Genomic DNA, 19,049 nt, shown 5'->3' on the forward strand with positions numbered 1-19,049 from the left:
TGGGAATTGTGTAATCCATGGCATTTGATTGCGATATGTTTCATGCAAGCTGGGTTGCAACCGTTCTTAATCTGGACTGGCCGTCCAAAGCATCGACACAGATTGAAAATGATTCAGAACGGGTAAAGCGCCAGAAACAGGAACTGGTGCGCATGTTTGACGAAGCATCGCAACACGGTATCAATGCCGTGATCTTTCAGGTTTCGCCTGCTGCCGATGCTTTTTACAAATCAGAATATCTGCCGTGGTCATCTTATCTGACGGGGACGCTTGGAAAAGATCCGGGCTTTGATCCGCTGCGTTTTGCGATTGCTGAAGCGCATAAGCGCGGGATTGAGCTTCATGCATGGCTCAACCCTTATCGTGTTTCGATGGACGTGCGACCGGCAACGCAAAAAGAATTGAAAAACGCGTCCAGCGATTCTCCGGCAAGTGTTTATAAAACGAAGCCGGAATGGGTGGGGATTTCCGCAGAGCGTTATGTTCTTGATCCGGGCATTCCGGCGGTGCGCCAGTGGGTGACAAATATCACCGCTGAAGTGGTCCAGAAATATGATGTCGATGGCATCCAGTTCGACGATTATTTTTATTATGAAACGCAAGGCTCGCCGCTCAAGGACGACAAGACCTACAAGCGTTTCGGGACAAAATTTTCCAATAAATATGACTGGCGACGCTATAATACGTACGCGCTGGTGCAAGAAATTTCCGACAGGATCAAAGCGATCAAGCCTCATGTCCGCTTTGGGATTAGTCCCGGTGGTGTGTGGCGTAACCAGCTTGACGATCCGCGTGGCTCGCCGACGCGGGCTGGCAAGACCAATTATGATGGCGATTTTGCCGATACGCGCGCTTGGGTCAAGGATGGCCTGATCGACTATATCGCGCCACAGGTTTACTGGTCTTCAGGGCAAAAGGATGTGCCCTATGGTCCAATCGTCAGATGGTGGGCGGATACGGTGCGCGGCACAAAAACTGACCTCTATATTGGTATGGCGCTTTATCGGGCAGGATCGGCAAGCAGGTCTGAACCGGAATGGCTTTCCGGCAATGGGGTCGATGAAATCAGGCGCCAGCTTGAGTTGAACACTGCGCTGCCGGAGGTGAAGGGCAGTATTCTTTTTCGGCAGGGATTTTTATCTGATCCCAAACTCAAAAGAGTGTCTGATTATCTCAAAAAGAATTGGGGCCAGAGCCGAAGCAAGTGCCGCTCTAAAAAATAATGCGCATAATCGCATGTAATTATTATCTAATTGATTTAAATCAAAGAAAGCGCCCGCTAACCGGTGCTATTGATCGCGCGTTGCCGGGGTCCACCAGATCCGGCGATCCGGGGCGTTGTGGCCCAAACAAAGCAACGTCCCGGCTAAGTTTTTCCCATTCAGGAATCTGTCGAGCGCAGTAGCGCGATCTTTTTGCAATGTTGTACGGTCGACAGCCAGCGGGTGCTGTCAACGTTGCCCTCCATCTCTCAAAATCGGCACCCGCGAATTTTCTCATGCTTTGGAGCGCTGCGCATCCTCCTGGATGCGCAAAGGTCGCTCTAACGCTTTAAAATCAGAGCATAATTTAACCGCAACAAACCCAAGCTTCAGGAATTATGCTCTGATGTGATTTATCGCATGGAATCGTGGGGCATTTGCGTATAGTTGATTTTAATCAAGGTACGTACTCTCAAGCAAAATACAGATATTTCTATCTGAAAGTGATTGGTTGAGTATGAGCTTACTGTGCGGCCAGAGAAATGATGACGCAGAGGATTGTTGGGTATGGGGTTTGATCGCAAGCAGTGGATTGTGACTGGTGTTGTCGTGGCTCTGGCAGTCGGAGGCTACTATGCCTGGAAAGCGCTAAGCAACCCGGGATTGCCGGAAGGCATTGCTGGTGGAAATGGCCGCATCGAAGCCGTCGAAATCGACGTATCCACCAAAAGCCCGGGGCGTATCCGCGAAATTCTGGCTGATGAGGGGCAGTTTGTTGAAGCCAATGCCGTTTTAGCGCGCATGGATACGGACCAGCTCGAAAGCCAGCGCAGGCAAGCTGAAGCGCAGCTTCGACGCGCTGAAATCAGCATTGAAACAGCCAAAAGTCTGGTCGCTCAGCGTGAAGCCGAGCAAACTGCGGCTGCGGCTACTGTCGCGCAACGCGAAGCGCAGCTGGATGCCGCCAATCGCCGTCTGGCTCGCTCGCAACAGCTGACAGAATCACGCACAGTTTCCCAGCAGGTGCTGGATGACGATCGTGCAACTGCTCAGGGCGCTGAAGCAGCCGTCGGCGCTGCCAAAGCGCAATTGGCCGCGACCGCTGCGGCGATCAGTGCGGCTAAGGCGCAAGTTATTGATGCTGAAGCGGCCGTTGAGGCGGCAAAGGCTGCGATTGCCACCATCGATACGGATATCAACGATGCCACCTTGCGTTCGCCAAAGCCGGGCCGAGTGCAATATCGCGTTGCACAACCGGGCGAAGTGCTCTCCGCTGGCGGACGCGTGCTTAATCTGGTTGATGTCAGCGATGTCTATATGACTTTTTTCCTGCCGACCTCGCAGGCCGGACGGGTGGCCATTGGCGCAGACGCGCGCATCGTTCTTGATGCCGCACCGCAATATGTGATCCCTGCCAAAATCAGCTTCGTGGCCGATGTCGCGCAATTCACGCCAAAATCAGTTGAAACTGAAGAAGAGCGTCAGAAGCTCATGTTCCGCGTTAAAGCCAAAATTCCGCAGGAATTGCTTCAGAAATATATTCAGCAGGTCAAAACCGGGCTTCCGGGTATGGCTTATGTCAAGCTTGATCCAAATGTGGAGTGGCCGAAGAACCTTGCGGAAACCGTAAAATGAGTATGGCTTCGATACAGACTGGCCTCAGCGGCGACAGTTTTGTCGTCCGCGCTGACAGTGTGAAGCTTTCTTATGGATCGACGGAAGCCTTGCGCGATATTTCGCTCAACGTGCCTGCCGGTTGTATGGTCGGACTGATTGGGCCTGATGGTGTGGGCAAGTCCAGTCTTCTGTCACTGATCGCTGGCGCTCGCGTTATGCAGAAGGGCAGAATCGAAGTGCTGGGTGGCGACATTGCTGACAAGCGTCATCGTCAGGCGGCTTTTCCACGTATTGCTTTTATGCCCCAAGGGTTGGGAAAAAACCTTTATCCAACGCTCTCTGTCTTCGAGAACATCGAATTCTTCGGACGGCTGTTTGGCCATGACAAGCACGAGCGCGAACGCCGCATTGCAGACCTTCTGGCGCGAACGGGCATGTCGCCTTTTGCAGATCGTCCGGCGGGTAAGCTTTCCGGCGGCATGAAACAGAAGACGAGCCTTTGCTGCTCGCTGATCCATGATCCTGATCTGCTGATCCTTGATGAGCCGACAACGGGCGTCGATCCTTTGTCGCGACGTCAGTTCTGGGAACTGATTAACGATATCCGCAAGGATCGTCCGGGGATGAGTGTTATTGTTTCGACAGCGTATATGGAAGAAGCGCAACGCTTTGACTGGCTGGTTGCGATGAATGACGGCCAGATTCTGGCAACTGGTTCGCCTCAGGAGTTGCTTGAGAAAACCCAGACACCCAATCTTGATGCGGCTTTCATAGCGCTTTTGCCTGAGGAGCTTCGACAGGGGCACAGCGAAGTTGTGATGCCGCCGCGCAATATGCAGTCAGATAGTGACATCGCTATCGAAGCCGGGCATGTCACGGTGCGATTTGGCAATTTCACGGCTGTCGACGATGTGAGTTTTCGCATTCCGCGCGGCGAGATTTTTGGATTTCTCGGTTCCAATGGCTGCGGCAAATCGACGACGATGAAGGTTTTGACCGGGCTTTTGCCTGCAAGTGAAGGCACGGCAAGGCTGTTTGGGCGTGAGGTCGACCCAAAGGATATCGATATACGCCGTCATGTTGGTTATATGTCGCAGGCGTTTTCGCTCTATTCCGAACTCACAGTTCATCAAAATCTGGAGCTTCACGCCAAGCTGTTTGGCATGTCCGAGGACAAGACCAAAAGCAGAATCAAGGAACTGGCCCAAAGGTTTGATTTGGCTGAAGTTCTGGATGTTTTACCCGACTCGATGCCGCTCGGTATCCGCCAGCGCCTGTCGCTGGCTGTGGCGCTGATCCACGCGCCGGATATTCTCATTCTCGATGAGCCTACTTCAGGCGTTGACCCGGTTGCGCGCGATGCATTCTGGCAAATCCTTGCCGATCTTTCACGCAACGACAATGTCACGATTTTCGTGTCGACCCATTTTATGAATGAGGCGGAACTGTGTGACCGGATCTCTTTGATGCATGCCGGTAAGGTGTTGATCAGCGACACGCCAAAAGCCATCACCGAAAGCCGCAACGCAGCGACACTTGAAGACGCTTTCATCGCATATCTCGAAGAAGCAATTGGCGAAACAGCGCCTAAGAAAGACGTTCAGGAGGCGGCGAAGGTTCAGCCTGAAAAGGTTGAGAATGACAAAAGGTCAAGCTCCAGCTGGTTACCAAATCCGCGGCGGATGCTGGCGTTCTCGCGGCGCGAGGCGTTGGAGCTCAAGCGCGATCCGATCCGCGCGACACTCGCTATTCTGGGTACTGTCATCCTGATGTTCGTGATCGGTTATGGTATCAATCTTGATGTCGAGGATCTGACATTCGCGGTTCTGGATCGTGACGATACGACAATCAGCCGGGATTACACGCAGCAACTTGCCGGTTCCCGTTATTTTATCGAAAAAACACCCATTACTGATTATGATGATCTTGATCGGCGTATGCGTGAAGGTGAAATCAGTCTGGCGATTGAAATCCCACCGAATTTCGGCAGCAATGTCGCGCATGGTCGTTCTGTAGAAATTGGTGCCTGGATCGATGGTGCCATGCCGATGCGTGCGGAAACTGTGCGTGGTTATGTCCAGGGTATGCATGTCAATTGGCTGACGCAAAAGGCGCGCGAGCTTTATGGAAATGCTGCCGCTGTCGGGAATTTCAATCTGGAAATTCGATATCGCTATAATCCCGACGTGCAGAGCCTAGTGGCCATGGTGCCAGCGGTTATTCCGCTGCTTTTGCTGATGATCCCGGCCATGCTGGCGGTTCTCAGTGTCGTGCGCGAGAAGGAACTTGGCTCGATCATTAATTTCTATGTGACGCCGGTGACCAAGTTCGAGTTTCTGCTGGGCAAACAGCTGCCTTATATCGCGCTTGCCTTTATTAACTTCCTGATGCTGACGGCGTTTGCGGTTTTCATCTTCCGCGTGCCATTCACGGGCAGTTTCCTGACCTATGCCACGGCAGCGCTTCTTTATGTCATCATCACCACCGGTATGGGGCTGGTGATTTCGACCTTTATCAATAGCCAGATTGCGGCAATCTTCGGTACAGCATTGTTGACGCTCATTCCGGCAGTGCAATATTCCGGCATTATCGATCCGGTGTCATCTCTTCAGGGAGCAGGCGCCTTCATCGGCAAGATATATCCGACAACGTATTTCGTGACGATTTCGCGCGGGACTTTCTCAAAAGCGCTCGGCTTCTCTGATCTTGCCGGATCGTTCCTGCCGCTGCTGATCGCCATACCGGTTCTGACCGTTCTCGGTATTGTACTTCTCAAGAAGCAGGCGGGCTGAGATGCGAATTTCCAATATATTCCAGCTTGGCATCAAAGAACTGCGCGGATTGGCGCGCGATCCTATGCTTCTGCTGCTCATTGTCTATGCTTTCACGCTTGCGATTTACACGGCTGCAAAAGCCATGCCGGAAAATCTCAACAATGCAGCGATCGCAATTGTTGATGAGGATCAATCGCCGATTTCGGGACGTATTACGACTGCATTTTATCCGCCGTATTTTGTGCCTCCAAAGCTCATCTCATCGCATGAGATGGATAAGCGGATGGACACAGGGCTTGATACGTTCGCGCTCAATATTCCGCCAAATTTTCAGCGCGATCTGCTTGCCGGGCGTTCGCCGACAATCCAGCTGAATATCGATGCAACGCGCATGAGTCAGGCCTTCACCGGCGGCGGTTATGTTCAGTCCATTGTCTCAAGTGAAGTGAACGAGTTTCTCAATCGCTATCGTGGGGACACGCAAACGCCGGTTGGACTTAACTTACGTGCGCGCTTCAATCAGGATCTGAACAAAGGCTGGTTTGGTGCGATCACCAATGTCATCTCATCTGTGACCATGCTTTCGATCATCCTGACTGGTGCAGCTCTTATCCGGGAACGCGAGCATGGCACAATCGAACATCTGCTGGTTATGCCGGTGACGCCACTTGAGATCATGATCTCCAAGATATGGTCGATGGGGATGGTGGTGCTGGTGGCAACGGCTTTTTCGCTTATTGTGGTTGTGCAGGGTATTCTGGCCGTGCCGATTAATGGCTCGCTGACGCTGTTTTTAGCGGGTGCTGCGTTGCAGCTTTTTGCAACCACCAGCCTTGGCATTTTTCTTGCAACGATTGCCGGTTCCATGCCGCAGTTCGGGCTTTTGCTTATGCTGGTTTTGTTGCCTCTTCAGGTGCTTTCCGGTGGTACAACGCCGCGCGAAAGCATGCCGGAAATTATCCAGAATATCATGCTGGCAGCGCCCAATACGTATTTCGTGATGTTAGCGCAATCGGTGCTGTTCCGCGGTGCGGGACTGAGTGTCGTATGGCCGCAATTGCTGGCTATGATTGTCATCGGAAGCGTTCTTTTCTTCTTTGCGCTTCGTCGTTTCCGCGATTTTCTGAGATAAAAATCTATATAATTCAACCATCTCAATCGCTTTGCTCCGAATGTGATTCAGAAGGGGCACATTGTTGCAGTTGATAATTTACTGCGGCCTTGCTATCGCTCTTAAAGGACATGGTTCCGCCTTCACGGCGGATGAAAAGGGAACACGGTGAGATCTTGCGATCAATGCCGTGACTGCCCCCGCAACTGTGACCGGAGAGTCGTCCTCTCATGATTTGTATCATGATACAGCCACTGAAGTTTCAGGCTTTGGGAAGGTGGAGGTTCGATGAAGACCCGGAAGTCAGGAGACCTGCCATATCCAGTCACCCATGGCTGACACGAGGGGTGTTCAGTCGCGGCCGTCCGTAGCGGTGACATTGTGAAATGTTGCCGTGGGACACAGACAAGGGGGGCATCCTGATTTCTGGCGCTTGCGGTGAGTCAAAGCTTGCGTGCAGGAAGAATAAATATATGCAAACTCTCAAATTATCGGCGTTTCTCGCATCGGGTCTTCTGTTTGCCATGCCACTTGATGCAAGAGCACAAGACAATGAAGACGGGATTGTGCTCGATACGATTGTGGTTACACCGCTTCGCAGGGCGACATCGCTGCAACGCTCAACCTCCTCTGTGACGGTGATCGATAAAGCTGATATCGAACGATCCGCAGCCCCTGATCTGCAATCCCTTTTGCAATATTATCCGGGTATTTCGATTACCACCAATGGCGGGCAGGGTTCGTCATCCAGCCTCTATATACGCGGCATGTCGTCCAAGCAGACGGTGGTGCTGGTCAATGGTGTACGCACGGCCTCCGCCACAACTGGCGCAACAGCGCTGGCCAATATTCCATTGATGTCTATTGATCGCATTGAGATTGCCAAAGGTGTGCATTCTTCGCAATATGGCGCGGATGCGATGGGCGGCGTTATCAATATCATCACCAAACAGGGCGGCGCCTGTGGCGAACGTTCCTTCTGTGGGAGTGTGAGCACGGGCGTTACCCATCCATGGGGTGGATATGCATCTGCATCGCTGCAGGGACGCAGCCAAGACGGTATCGACTATGCTTTTGGTGCCGCTGTGACCGGTACACAGGGATATAATTTCACGACGCCTGAAGCTTTTGGCTATGAGCCGGACCGCGATGGTTTTCTGCAGGGCGCGTTTAATTTCGCGCTCTCCAAAGATTTCGATTGGGGCAGGATTTATACAGATGGTTTGTTGAGCCGCGGGCGCAATCAATATGATGGAAAAGCGCCGTCTTTCAACGAAGCCTATACCACGGCTTTCAATGGCAAGATCGGAGTGCGCATTGATCATACGGATGACTGGTCATCAACGATTGAAGTCAGTTCCGGGCTCGATCACAGCCGGAATTTTCGCAAAGGTGTGAGTGGTTCTGATCGGTTTGAAACCACGCGCTACGGTGTTTACGTCTCGACGGAAAAGCAGTTTGAAACGGGTGATTTTAGCCATACCCTGACGGGCGGCGTTGAAGCTTATCGCGAGGATGTCAATGCAACCGTGTCTTATGCTGAAACCAGCCGAGACCTGGCGGCAGTCTTTGGGCAATATTCGCTGGAATATGATGCGCTGCGGTTTGATGGTGGTGTTCGCTACGATCACAATGAGCAGTTCGGTGATGTCGTCACTTATAATCTTGGCGCGAGCTACGAAATTGTGCCTGATCTGGTGCTGCGCTCATCATTCGGTACGGGTTTCCGTGCGCCGACATTTAATGAGCTTTATTATCCCGGCTATGCCAATCCTGATTTGCAACCGGAAAAATCCCGCTCTTACGAGGTTGGTCTGAACTGGCAGGTCACAGACAAAACAAGCGTTGATATGGCGTTTTATCAAACATGGCTGCGCGATGCGATTATGAGCACGGCACCGTCTTATCTGCCCTACAACATCGCGCGTGCAGAAGTGACGGGTTTTGAAGCGGCACTGTCTCATCGTTTTAACGAGGTTTGGGCGGTGAAAGGCTCGCTCGACCTCAAGAAGCCAATTGATGAGGATACCGACAACGATCTGCCATATCGTGAGCGTGTCAAAGCAACAGCCGAAGTGAATTTCAAGCCCATCGACAAGCTCGATCTAACGGCTCGGTTGCTTTATGGTGGCTCGCGCTACACAACTGCCGCGAATACTAAAAAGCTTGATCCTTATGTGACGGCAGATTTCATCGCACTCTATGACATCGATACCCAGTCTCAGCTTAAAGTTTCGGTCGAAAATATCTTTAACAAGGATTATCAGACGACGTCGGGTTACAATGCACCGGGGCGCAGCTTTACTATTGGCCTGACGCGGAATTTCTGATTGCGGAACATGTGGGCGAATAAACGGCTATTGGCATCGAAAATCAGGCTCGGTCTGTTGACCGGCCTGTTTCTGGCTGGCCTTCATCCGGCGTTGGCACAGGAGAAGCCCAAGCGCGTGGTGTCGATCAATGTTTGCACAGATCAGCTCGCCATGTTGCTGGCGGATGATGGGCAGTTGCAATCGGTATCCTATCTTTCGCGTGATCCGCTTCTGTCGGTGATGACCGCGAAAGCGCAGCAATTGCCGGTCAATCACGGACAGGCGGAAGAGGTTTTTCTAGCGAAACCCGATCTGGTGCTGGCAGGCACATTTTCCTCGCGCGCGACTGTTGGACTGTTGCGCGAGCTGGGTGTTCGGGTTGAGGAATTTGCGCCTGCACGGTCTTTTGAAGATATTCGCGCGCATATGAAGCGGATGGGGGCATTGTTGGGCCGGGAAGAGCAGGCGGATAGGCAGATTGCGGCCATGAATGCTGCTTTGGCAGAAGTTCCAAAGCCTGCGCATCGGCAAACGGTCGCGCTCTATTATGCCAATAGCTATACGTCGGGGCGTGGCACGTTGATCGACGAAGCTATACGCCTTGCGGGTCTTGATAATCTTGCAGACAAAGCTGGTATTCGTGGTTCTGGCATGCTGCCTTTGGAAATGCTGATCATGAATAAGCCAGATATTCTGGTCCGGGGATCACGCGGGCGACCACCCGCTCTGGCCTTTGAGAATTTTGAACATCCGGCTTTGCGGGCTCTGGAGAAAGAGACGAGAATCGTAACATTGAACGATAATCTGACAGTCTGCGGTGGGCCATTCAGCGTTGATGCGGTGACAGAGCTTTCGGAGGCTGCGCGTGACTGAAAATGCTCGCTTTTATCTCCTGCTGCTTTTGCTTGGCTTGTTGGTGGCAGCATTGTTTGTCGTGTCGTTGCTGATTGGTCCAGCATCCATCGGTGTGGGCGAGAGCATCAAGGCGCTGTTAACGGGGCAGGGCGATGTGATCGTGCTGGTGATGCTTGAAATCCGCTTGCCACGTGCAATTCTCGCATTGCTGATCGGTGCGTCACTGGGGCTTTCAGGGGCTGCTCTTCAGGGATATCTGCGCAATCCGCTGGCCGAACCGGGTTTGCTTGGCGTGAGTTCTTCGGCATCGCTGGGCGCTGTGATTGCGATCTATACCGGATTTTCGCAGGTTTTTCCCTTGGCGTTGCCGTTGCTGGCGTTGATAGGTGCTTTTATCTCGGTGTTCCTGGTGAAGACACTTGCCGGACGCCATGCCGGAACCTTGACGGTCATTCTGGCCGGTGTTGCCGTTACCAGTCTTGCGGGAGCACTGACGGCATTGGCGCTTAATCTCTCACCCAATCCTTTTGCCGCGATGGAAATTGTTTTCTGGATGCTTGGTTCGCTTGCGGATCGCTCGATGACGCATGTGTGGCTTGCGGCCCCCTTCATTCTGATTGGCTGGGTCATGCTGTTGGCGCTCGGCCGTGCGCTTGATAGCCTGACACTGGGGGCTGATGCCGCGGCCAGTATGGGGGTTAATCTTTCACGCGTGCAGATGCTGGCGGTGCTGGGAACTGCGGCTTGCGTTGGCGCATCAACGGCTGTGGCGGGTGCTATCGGTTTTGTTGGGCTTGTGGTGCCGCATCTTCTGCGTCCGCTGGTCGGTGCGCGACCATCGCGATTGCTGATTGCAAGTGGCTTTGGCGGGGCAGCTCTTTTGCTCGCAGCCGATGTTTTTGTCAGGATATTGATGCCGGGGCGCGAGTTGAAGCTGGGTGTTCTCACGGCCATTATCGGGGCTCCCTTCTTCCTGGGGCTGGTCTTCAAATATCGGAGGCGGCTGGTATGAGCACACTTTCAGTCCACAATCTTGATGTGTCGTTGGGGCGAAAAACCATTCTTGAAGCCGTTGGTTTTGAGGCAGGTGAGGGCGCATTTATTGGTCTGATCGGTCCGAACGGTGCAGGCAAAACAACACTGCTGCGCGCGCTTTTGGGGCTGACGTCTTCAACAGGCAATGTTTTGTTGGATGGCTCTGACCTCAGAAGAATGCATGTCGCGCATCGCGCCAAAACAATCTCTTATCTGCCGCAGGAACGCGATGTGGCGTGGCCGGTAACGGTTAGAATGCTGGTGTCGCTTGGACGCTCAGCACTGAAGCCCGTGTTTGTAGCGCTGGATCATGATGATGAAGCTGCGGTTGAGACCGCGATGCAGCGCATGGGCTTGGTTGAGCTCGCGTCGCGTCCTGCCAATGAATTATCGGGTGGTGAAAGAGCGCGCGCTTTGATTGCGCGAGTATTGGCGCAAAACACGCCCGTCATCTTTGCCGATGAGCCGGTCGCCGGTCTGGACCCAGCCCATCAGCTGGAATTGATGGAACTGTTTGCCGGATTGGCCAACGAGAAGAAGACAGTGATCGCCTCGTTGCATGATCTTGGTTTGGCTGCGCAATATTGCACAAGGTTGATCGTGCTTAATCAGGGCAAGCTTGTTGCCGATGGTGCGCCGGAAGAGGTTCTCAATCGCTCACTTCTGAAAGATGTTTATGGAATCGATGCGCAACTGATGAAGATAGACGATGAATTTGTGCTGCATACACGCAAGCGTATGCGTTAGTTCTCTCTATTTTTTTCCAAAAACTTTTTGGAACGGTGGGGTTTTTCCACCGAACAGCCAAAAAGCTCAAATTTTAATCAAACCTGCTTGCTCTTACAATTTCTTGTGATTAACCAATCAGCGATCAGATACTGTTGAAATTGCGCTGAAAGGGTGAGAAATCGTGGAGCAAGCAACGAGCGGAAAACGCAAAGGCGGACGTAAAGCGCTTTGGGCAGCTGTAGCGCTCATCGCCATCGCCGCTGCAGGTGCAGTTGGATATAAGATCACACTCGAGAAGACGGTTAATGCTCAGCTTGAAAGACGTGGCGGAAAGGCGGCTTCTGTTAATGCTGATTTTCTTGGCCATATTCAACTGACCGACGTTGTTCTGCCGTTGAAAGATGGCACCAATATTACAATTGGCTCGATTGAAGGTCGCCCGAAAATTTTGTTCCTGAGTGGTATGTTGAATGCCAAGGACGTCAAGACCGAGATTGCACAGTTCAAAATTGCGCTTCCAAGTGTGCGCATTGAGGATGCAAATTTCGATATTGGCATGCTGCGCGATACGTTTGGTAATAGTGAGGTGACCCTTGCAGAGCGCGTTGGCCGTTTTTCCGCAAAGCGCGTTTCAGTTCCTGAAATCAATGTTGTTCAGACATTGAACGATAAGGAACAGAAGACGTCTTATAAGGATGTCACACTGGAAGATATCGTGAATGGTCATGTTTCCCGCTATGCTTCGAGCGGCGCAACCTTTGATCTCGATCTTTCGCTGCCCGGTGAAAATGGGGAAATAAAGGAAGAGCGTATGGTGGGAACCATAGGCACTTCAGAAGGCAAGGATATTGACGGCGTTTTCATGGCCCGCCTTTATACCGAGGCCGCAGGTTCAAATGATACCGAAGCGAAGCCGGTTTACGGGCCGTTTTTTGCCAAAGACATCGTCGTGAAGGGAACCAATTCGAGCTTTAGCTATGATGAGGTTCGCAGCAATGGCTTTACGATGCGCCTGCCTGCGCAATCGTTTACGGAAACATTGCGCAAGCTGGAGACGACACAGGATCTCGATGCCCTTCCGCTTGAAGAGCGGAAAGAGTTTTTTGCAAGTCTGATCGGCATCTTTGATATGATCGGCAAGGGCGATGTCGAACTACTCGGCATGAAGATTCAACCGAGCGATCCTGAGAAGGGTGAAAGCAACATCGAAAAGATGTCGATGCTGTTCGATAATAAGACGTTCGATATGACTTTGAACGGATTTTCTGCGGGCAATGGCACTGATTATGTGAAGCTGGACGAGTTTTCACTCAAAGGCTTCAACTGGGCGCCCTCCGCTGAAGCCTTTAAAAAGTTTGCCAGCCTTAGCAGGGAAGAAATGGAAAGCTTTCCATTCACGACCATGTTGCCTGAATTCGGCACAATGGTCTTGAAAGGCATTGATGCCGACCTTCCCTATGACAACAATGTCAATGATGACATCGACATCACCGACGAGGATGGCAATCCTGCGCCTAAGCCTGATGGGTTGCCGCATCGCTTGAAGTTTGGTCTGAAGAGCTATGAGCTTGCGCTCAAAAATCCCTATAACGGCATTCCAACCGATATACGCATTGCCTATGAAGACGTATCCTTGCCTGTTCCTACGGACAGCAACGAAGAGGCCTATCAGAAGCTGCGCAAGCTTGGTTATGATCGTGTGACGCTTTCATCCAACCTTGAAGCCAATTGGGACGAGGCGAGTCAGAGCCTCATTATCAAGGATCTCTCCCTGAGTGGCAAAGATATGGGCAAGGTTACTATGTCCGGGTTGATGGGGGGCTTTACCAAAGAGTTTTTCTCCGGTGACAAGGTGCTGGCCCAGGTTGCACTTCTTGGTCTCAAGGCACGTGAAGTGAAGCTCAAGATTGAAAATGAAGGCCTCGCTGAAAAGAGCCTTAAATTCTACGCTGATGAAAACAACATGACTGTTGAAGAAGCACGTAGCACGCTGACTTTGATCGCGAGTGCGGTTTTGCAGGAATTGGCCGCTGATCAACCCAAGCTGGATGCGGTGGTCACAGCGCTTAACGCATTCATTGCGAAACCGAATGTCTTTGAAATGAGCGCGAAGTCAAAGTCTGAGAGAGGAATTGGTGCGCTGGAAATGGTCGCGATTTCTCAAGACCCATTTTCAATCCTCGACAAGATCGATATCGAAGCTAAGGCTGACTAACAGTCTTTTGGATTTGATGGAAACAAAGCGCCGGCTGAATTCAGCCGGCGTTTGCATTTTCAGAATGTTTTCAGATAGGGTAAAGTTCTTAAAACTCCATCATTCGGAATTCATTCAATGCTTAAAAACATAAATCCATTGCTGACCGGATCGCTTCTTGAAGTGCTCGCGGATATGGGCCATGGCGACGATCTGGTGATTGTTGACGCCAATTACCCTGCTCAGGCTTCCGGCGTGCAGGTGATCGACCTTCCAGGTATCAGCGCTACCGATGTGGCGGAGGCTGTGCTTTCGCTTCTGCCGCTTGATGATTTTGTTGATAAGCCAGCAGCCGTGATGCAGGCGCCGGACGAAACACCTGCGATCTTTAGCGAGTTTGAGTCCATCCTTGAAAAGGCTGAAGGTCGTAAGATTGCAGTCGATCCGATTGAACGTTTTGCTTTTTACGACCGTGCGAGCAGTGCTTATGCCGTCATTCGTTCCGGTGAAAAGCGCCTGTACGGCAATATCATTTTCAAGAAGGGCGTTATTCGCTCGTAACTGAAAATAAATAAGCCCCGCAATGCGGGGCTTTTGTTAATGGCTATTTTACTGCTGTGGCTTGGGCTGATGGTGCTCCATCTTGCCCTTGTCGTGATGATGCGGTCCTTTGGGGCCATGATGATTGAACTTCTTGGCCGCGCGCAATTCTTTGCGATCCAGCTTGCCATCTTCGTTGCGGTCCAAAGCGGCAAATTCCTTCTGGCGCTGCTTTTCAACGGCTTCGAGCGTTATCTTTCCATCACCATTGACGTCGAGACGGCGCTCCATACGATCAGCTGCACGGCTGACCATACGCTTGAGCGCAAGCGCTTCGATTTCATCACGCGAGAGCACGCCGTCGCCATTGGTGTCGGCAGCTTTCAGTTCGTCCATGCGGGAGAATTTTTCAAAGTCGATAGGCTCGCGCTTGCCTTTAGGTCCATCATTCTGTGTAATGGAAGTATCCATCGCGGACGTGTCTGTCGCCTCTGTTGCTTTTTCCTGAGCGAAGGCAGCTGTGGAAAGCAATGCAGAAGCAATTACTGCGATATACAATGTCTTCGATTTCATTTTTTTTAACTCCATTACTCTATACTTAACACCATTGATTGGCGTGTGAGTAATGTGAGGTATATTAGGTGAACTGGATGTGAACAGGCCAATTAATAATTCGTAATGTTATGATGCTCGCTTTGAACGCAGTCTTTCCCTGAACATGGAAAAGAGGCCTGCTGCCACGACGATGCTCGCGCCTACGATGATGTTCCAGCTCAGCTTCTCATGAAAGACGACGACAGCAATCAAAGCACCTATAACGAGCTGCAAATAGGTGAGCGGTTGTACTTCAACCGCTTCCAGAATGTCATAGGCGCGAATGAGGCAGTAATGGCTCGCCATACCGCAGGCGCAGAGGGCAGCCATCCATGGCCAGTCGTGCGGTGCAAGCGGCTCCATATGAAAGATACCGACCATGGTCAGAACAGTCGCTCCGCCTACGCCTGTGTAAAAGAAGCTGGTCATCGAGCTGTCCGTTTTGCTTACGGCACGCGTCGCGATGGCATAAAACGCAAACATGATCGTAGCGGTTATCGGGAGCATGAGTTCCCACCCAAACTCGACATGGGTCGGGTCGATAATCAGCATAACGCCAAAGAGGCCGACGAAGATGGCGACCCAGCGGCGCCAGCCAACCTTTTCACCAAGCAGCGGCACAGAGAGCATTGTGATTAACAGAGGGGCTGCCTGAAAGATGGACTGCGTCATGGCCATGCCGACGCGGCTGAGGCCATAGACAAGGATAACAATTTCGGCCGCGAGCAAAACCCCACGAAGGATTTGCAGGAATGGGTGTCTGGTTGATGTCGCGCGCGCGATGCCTCCGGAGCGCATAGCAATCAGAATCACAAAAGCCGCAAACACCCAATACCGCACCATCGTTATGAAAATGGGCGAGTAGTGTGTTCCAAGATATTTCGAGATACCATCCTGCGTCGCAAAGATGGTGACCGCGAGAAGCGTGAATGTGTAGCCGAGGCTTTTGGATGTCATGCGGCACTCATAATACCACAGCGCAGTTTTCGCCATGTCTATTTACGCGCGGCTGCTTCTATTTTGGTTTACATTTTAAAGATGGAATTGCGTGCATCGTGGTGCCCAATGGGACCGGATCAAAGGTTTTGTGCCGGGCAGAACAAAAGGTAGGCGTGGCTCCCGCACTGACAATCGGACGTTTCTAGACGCTCTTTATGGGATGGCGTGTTTGGGTGAGGATAGCGTTCGGCAAAGCGGCGCTATTATCGCTGGATTTAGATGGTTGTTCTGGACAATATGCTCTCAGCCCTTGCCCAAGAAACCGATCTGGAATGAATGGCCGATGATCAGTAGCACTATCGTGTGCACTCACCTGCACGCGGCGGCTCATGCAAGATCAAAAGTCGGGGACGGATGCGCGGGGTCTGGGGCGGTCTCGCGGAGGCTTGAGCACCAAAACCTACGTCTCACCACCGAAGCGCCAGGCCTTCCCATCCGCCTGATCGCAGGTTCCGGCCAGTGTAATGATGTTGCCTTCGCTCACGCGCTTATCGGCGGGCGGTATTGAGGCCAATGCTGTGTTGGCAGGCAGGGGTTATGATATAGACGCTTCTGCGTGACAGACTCGCTGTTATCGTTGTTTGAATCAAATAGTTAATTCTTTATCATGACCTAGCGCCTCATTCTTCTCGATAACGTTTCGGGGAAGGGCATGGAACAATCTTTTAGGGTGGGGTTGAAAAGTCCAATATTATAAATTATTATATTTTATATAATGATATATTGTAGAAAAAATGTCGATCACCGCAATATCCGGGAAGCTATCGGCTCACAGAAGAAAAGGCAGCGCAATTGGTCGTCTCCCTTTTTGAAATCTTCTGCGCAGACAAGAAAAAGCAGACCTGATCATGCGTGACAGAATCGGGAGCGCATATGTTGAGTAATTCTATCTTTGCGGCAGTAGGCTCCGGTGGCGTTGTCGGCTTCATGTTGGGGTTGCTCGGTGGCGGCGGCTCTATCCTTGCAACGCCGTTGCTCCTGTATGTTGTTGGTGTAAGCCAGCCGCATGTGGCCATTGGCACCGGTGCCCTTGCTGTCTCCGTCAACGCATTCGCGAATTTTGTGAGCCATGCGTTAAAAGGGCATGTCTGGTGGCGTTGCGGCCTCGTCTTTTCCATGCTCGGCGTCATCGGTGCACTGATAGGTTCCAGCCTTGGCAAGGCGCTGGATGGCGATCGTCTGATCTTTCTGTTCGGCATCCTCATGATCGTTGTTGGGCTATTCATGCTGAAGCCCAAAAAGAAAGCAAACGTTGAAAGCCGTCCGATAGACTTAAGAATGTGCCTCGTCACGGCAGCCATAGCGCTCGCTTCCGGTGCGGCATCCGGCTTCTTTGGTATCGGCGGCGGCTTTTTGATTGTGCCCGGTCTGATGCTGGCAACGGGTATGCCGATGATCAATGCAATCGGAACATCGCTTCTCTCGGTAGGTGCTTTCGGACTGGCCACGGCTTTGAACTATGCCAGTTCCGGTCTGGTGGACTGGTGGCTTGCCGCCGAGTTTATTGGAGGTGGCGTTATAGGAGGGGTGTTTGGGATGATGCTTGCCACGCGATTGAGTGCATACAGGAACATCTTGAATCGCATATTCGCCGCGGTAATCTTCATCGTCGCCGCATATATCCTATATCGTAACTGGACTGGTATCGGCTAACTCTGGAACTGGCAGTTTTTCATGGTGGGGCAGGCGACGCCGGAATGAACACCTATTCGCGGCTGCCCCACGGTTGTGGCAATTTGTGCCTGCTCAATGAAAAACCGGCCGTCTTCAAGACAGAAATGGTAAGCCGGATCATAGCAGCAGAAATCCGATTGTCGCCAATGACATAACCACAACCGCCAGCCATCCCAGACTAACCATCCATAAGGGGGCTGTCAGCCGTCCCATAATGCGTCGGTTGGTAGCCATTGCCAGCAGAATTATCATCAGTGGCGTAGCCAGTACTCCGTTGATAAATGCAGCCCAATATAAAGCGCGTATCGGATCGATTGCACTAAAACTGAGAACGACACCGCCGATCGTTGCAACCGCGATCGTGCTGTAAAATGCCTTTGCCTCGCGAGGCCGACGATCCAGCCCCTCCGGCCATCGAAACATCTCCGCAACGGCATAGGCGGCGGAGCCAGCCAGTACGGGAACTGCGAGCAATCCGGTGCCGATAATACCAATCGCGAAGGCGACAAATGCGAGCTCTCCCGCGATGGGTCGCAGGGCCTCCGCAGCTTGGGCAGACGTTTCTATCTTGGTGATACCGCTGGCATTGAGTGTGGATGCCGTGGCTACAATAATGAGTAACGCAACGATATTGGAGATCGCCATTCCGATCAAAGTGTCGGTTTTGATTCTGGTAAGTTCGGTGCGAGCAGTGTCGGGAGAAACAATCAACCGCCGGACATGTCTGCGATGCAATTCCTCAACTTCTTCCCCCGCCTGCCAGAAAAACAGGTAAGGGCTGATCGTTGTACCAAATATCGCGACAAGAGCCATCGCATGCTCCTTGTCGAAAACAAATCGGGGAATGAGTACACCTTGAAGGGCAGTGGTCCACGGTACATTCACCGTCATTACGACAGCGGCGTATGTAAACAGTGATAGCGTCAGCCACTTGAGAACGGACGCGTAGTGCCTGTAACTCACAAATACTTCGAGCGTTACACATAGAATTGCGAAAGCCAAAGTGTAGAGGATCTCGGGGCCATCGGCAAACAGCCGGACAGCGGCTCCCATCGCTGCAAGGTCCACCCCAATGTTGATGAAATTTGCGACGAACAATAACATAACTGCGCCACGTAATAGCCAGGGCGAATAATGTCGGCGCAAGTTTTGCGCAACGCCTTGTCCGGTGACAACGCCAATACCTGCACTCACACCTTGCATTGCAACCATTAAAGGATAGCTGAACAACATGGTCCATCCGAGTGAATAGCCAAACTGTGCCCCTACCTGGCTATAGGTTGCGATCCCGCTTGGGTCATCATCTGCTGCCCCTGTTACCAGTCCCGGCCCCAAAACGCGCAGAAAACTGGCCGGCTGGTTCGGATGCCGATCATCGCAAGGGGCTGAGTTTTGCTGCTCCATGTGGACTCT

General features: G+C 52.1%; 14 protein-coding genes, 1 pseudogene and 1 riboswitch. Of the genes and pseudogenes, 12 read left to right on the forward strand and 3 right to left on the reverse strand.

Going from position 1 to position 19,049, the window contains the following annotated elements:
• The first annotated feature begins 17 nt into the window (after positions 1 to 17).
• The 10 genes from ABE530_RS09900 (at position 18) to ABE530_RS09945 (ending at position 14,390) form a co-directional block, all read left to right on the forward strand.
• Positions 18 to 1,223: a glycoside hydrolase family 10-like protein gene (locus ABE530_RS09900; RefSeq protein WP_499694399.1), complete on the forward strand. Its 1,206-nt coding sequence runs from the start codon at positions 18 to 20 to the stop codon at positions 1,221 to 1,223.
• 546 nt (positions 1,224 to 1,769) lie between these two features.
• Positions 1,770 to 2,837, forward strand: a complete 1,068-nt coding sequence (locus tag ABE530_RS09905; RefSeq protein ID WP_265985366.1) for an HlyD family secretion protein — start codon at positions 1,770 to 1,772, stop codon at positions 2,835 to 2,837.
• Entirely contained in the window at positions 2,834 to 5,611 is a 2,778-nt protein-coding gene (gene rbbA, locus ABE530_RS09910) for a ribosome-associated ATPase/putative transporter RbbA (protein ID WP_499694400.1), read from the forward strand. The genes ABE530_RS09905 and rbbA overlap by 4 nt, the downstream gene beginning before the upstream one ends.
• Before the next feature lies 1 nt (position 5,612).
• Positions 5,613 to 6,725 (forward strand): ABC transporter permease, encoded by a 1,113-nt coding sequence (locus ABE530_RS09915; protein WP_265985365.1) that lies wholly within the window; start codon positions 5,613 to 5,615, stop codon positions 6,723 to 6,725.
• A 94-nt stretch (positions 6,726 to 6,819) separates the two neighbouring features.
• A riboswitch (cobalamin riboswitch) is annotated at positions 6,820 to 7,038 on the forward strand.
• A gap of 139 nt (positions 7,039 to 7,177) precedes the next feature.
• On the forward strand, positions 7,178 to 9,034 hold the full coding sequence (locus ABE530_RS09920) for a TonB-dependent receptor domain-containing protein (RefSeq protein ID WP_499694401.1): 1,857 nt from the start codon (positions 7,178 to 7,180) through the stop codon (positions 9,032 to 9,034).
• Between the two features lie 9 nt (positions 9,035 to 9,043).
• Positions 9,044 to 9,889 (forward strand): ABC transporter substrate-binding protein, encoded by an 846-nt coding sequence (locus ABE530_RS09925; RefSeq protein WP_499694402.1) that lies wholly within the window; start codon positions 9,044 to 9,046, stop codon positions 9,887 to 9,889.
• Positions 9,882 to 10,883, forward strand: a complete 1,002-nt coding sequence (locus tag ABE530_RS09930; protein ID WP_499694403.1) for a FecCD family ABC transporter permease — start codon at positions 9,882 to 9,884, stop codon at positions 10,881 to 10,883. The genes ABE530_RS09925 and ABE530_RS09930 overlap by 8 nt, the downstream gene beginning before the upstream one ends.
• Positions 10,880 to 11,653 (forward strand): ABC transporter ATP-binding protein, encoded by a 774-nt coding sequence (locus ABE530_RS09935; protein ID WP_265985360.1) that lies wholly within the window; start codon positions 10,880 to 10,882, stop codon positions 11,651 to 11,653. The genes ABE530_RS09930 and ABE530_RS09935 overlap by 4 nt, the downstream gene beginning before the upstream one ends.
• Before the next feature lie 163 nt (positions 11,654 to 11,816).
• Positions 11,817 to 13,850, forward strand: a complete 2,034-nt coding sequence (locus ABE530_RS09940; protein WP_499694404.1) for an aq_1923 C-terminal domain — start codon at positions 11,817 to 11,819, stop codon at positions 13,848 to 13,850.
• A gap of 117 nt (positions 13,851 to 13,967) precedes the next feature.
• Positions 13,968 to 14,390 carry an RbsD/FucU family protein gene (locus ABE530_RS09945; protein WP_499694405.1) on the forward strand — a complete coding sequence of 141 codons (423 nt, stop codon included), beginning with the start codon at positions 13,968 to 13,970 and terminating at the stop codon, positions 14,388 to 14,390.
• 48 nt (positions 14,391 to 14,438) lie between these two features.
• Here the strand turns inward: ABE530_RS09945 and ABE530_RS09950 are convergent, their stop codons facing one another.
• Both ABE530_RS09950 and ABE530_RS09955 read right to left on the reverse strand, forming a co-directional pair.
• Positions 14,439 to 14,942: an EF-hand domain-containing protein gene (locus ABE530_RS09950; RefSeq protein WP_499694406.1), complete on the reverse strand. Its 504-nt coding sequence runs from the start codon at positions 14,940 to 14,942 to the stop codon at positions 14,439 to 14,441.
• A 108-nt stretch (positions 14,943 to 15,050) separates the two neighbouring features.
• Complete coding sequence (locus tag ABE530_RS09955; protein ID WP_499694407.1) at positions 15,051 to 15,920, reverse strand: DMT family transporter; 870 nt, start codon at positions 15,918 to 15,920, stop codon at positions 15,051 to 15,053.
• A gap of 91 nt (positions 15,921 to 16,011) precedes the next feature.
• Here ABE530_RS09955 and ABE530_RS09960 point away from each other — a divergent pair.
• Together ABE530_RS09960 and ABE530_RS09965 are read left to right on the forward strand one after the other, a co-directional pair.
• Positions 16,012 to 16,504, forward strand: a pseudogene (locus ABE530_RS09960) (transposase family protein); the annotation flags it as partial.
• A 331-nt stretch (positions 16,505 to 16,835) separates the two neighbouring features.
• Positions 16,836 to 17,615, forward strand: coding sequence for a sulfite exporter TauE/SafE family protein (locus tag ABE530_RS09965; protein WP_265985354.1), 780 nt, complete (start codon positions 16,836 to 16,838; stop codon positions 17,613 to 17,615).
• A 138-nt stretch (positions 17,616 to 17,753) separates the two neighbouring features.
• Here the strand turns inward: ABE530_RS09965 and ABE530_RS09970 are convergent, their stop codons facing one another.
• Entirely contained in the window at positions 17,754 to 19,040 is a 1,287-nt protein-coding gene (locus ABE530_RS09970; protein WP_265985353.1) for an NRAMP family divalent metal transporter, read from the reverse strand.
• Positions 19,041 to 19,049: the final 9 nt, after the last annotated feature.

The sequence above is a fragment of the Brucella sp. TWI559 genome (assembly GCF_039674265.1).
Taxonomy (GTDB): domain Bacteria; phylum Pseudomonadota; class Alphaproteobacteria; order Rhizobiales; family Rhizobiaceae; genus Brucella; species Brucella chromiisoli.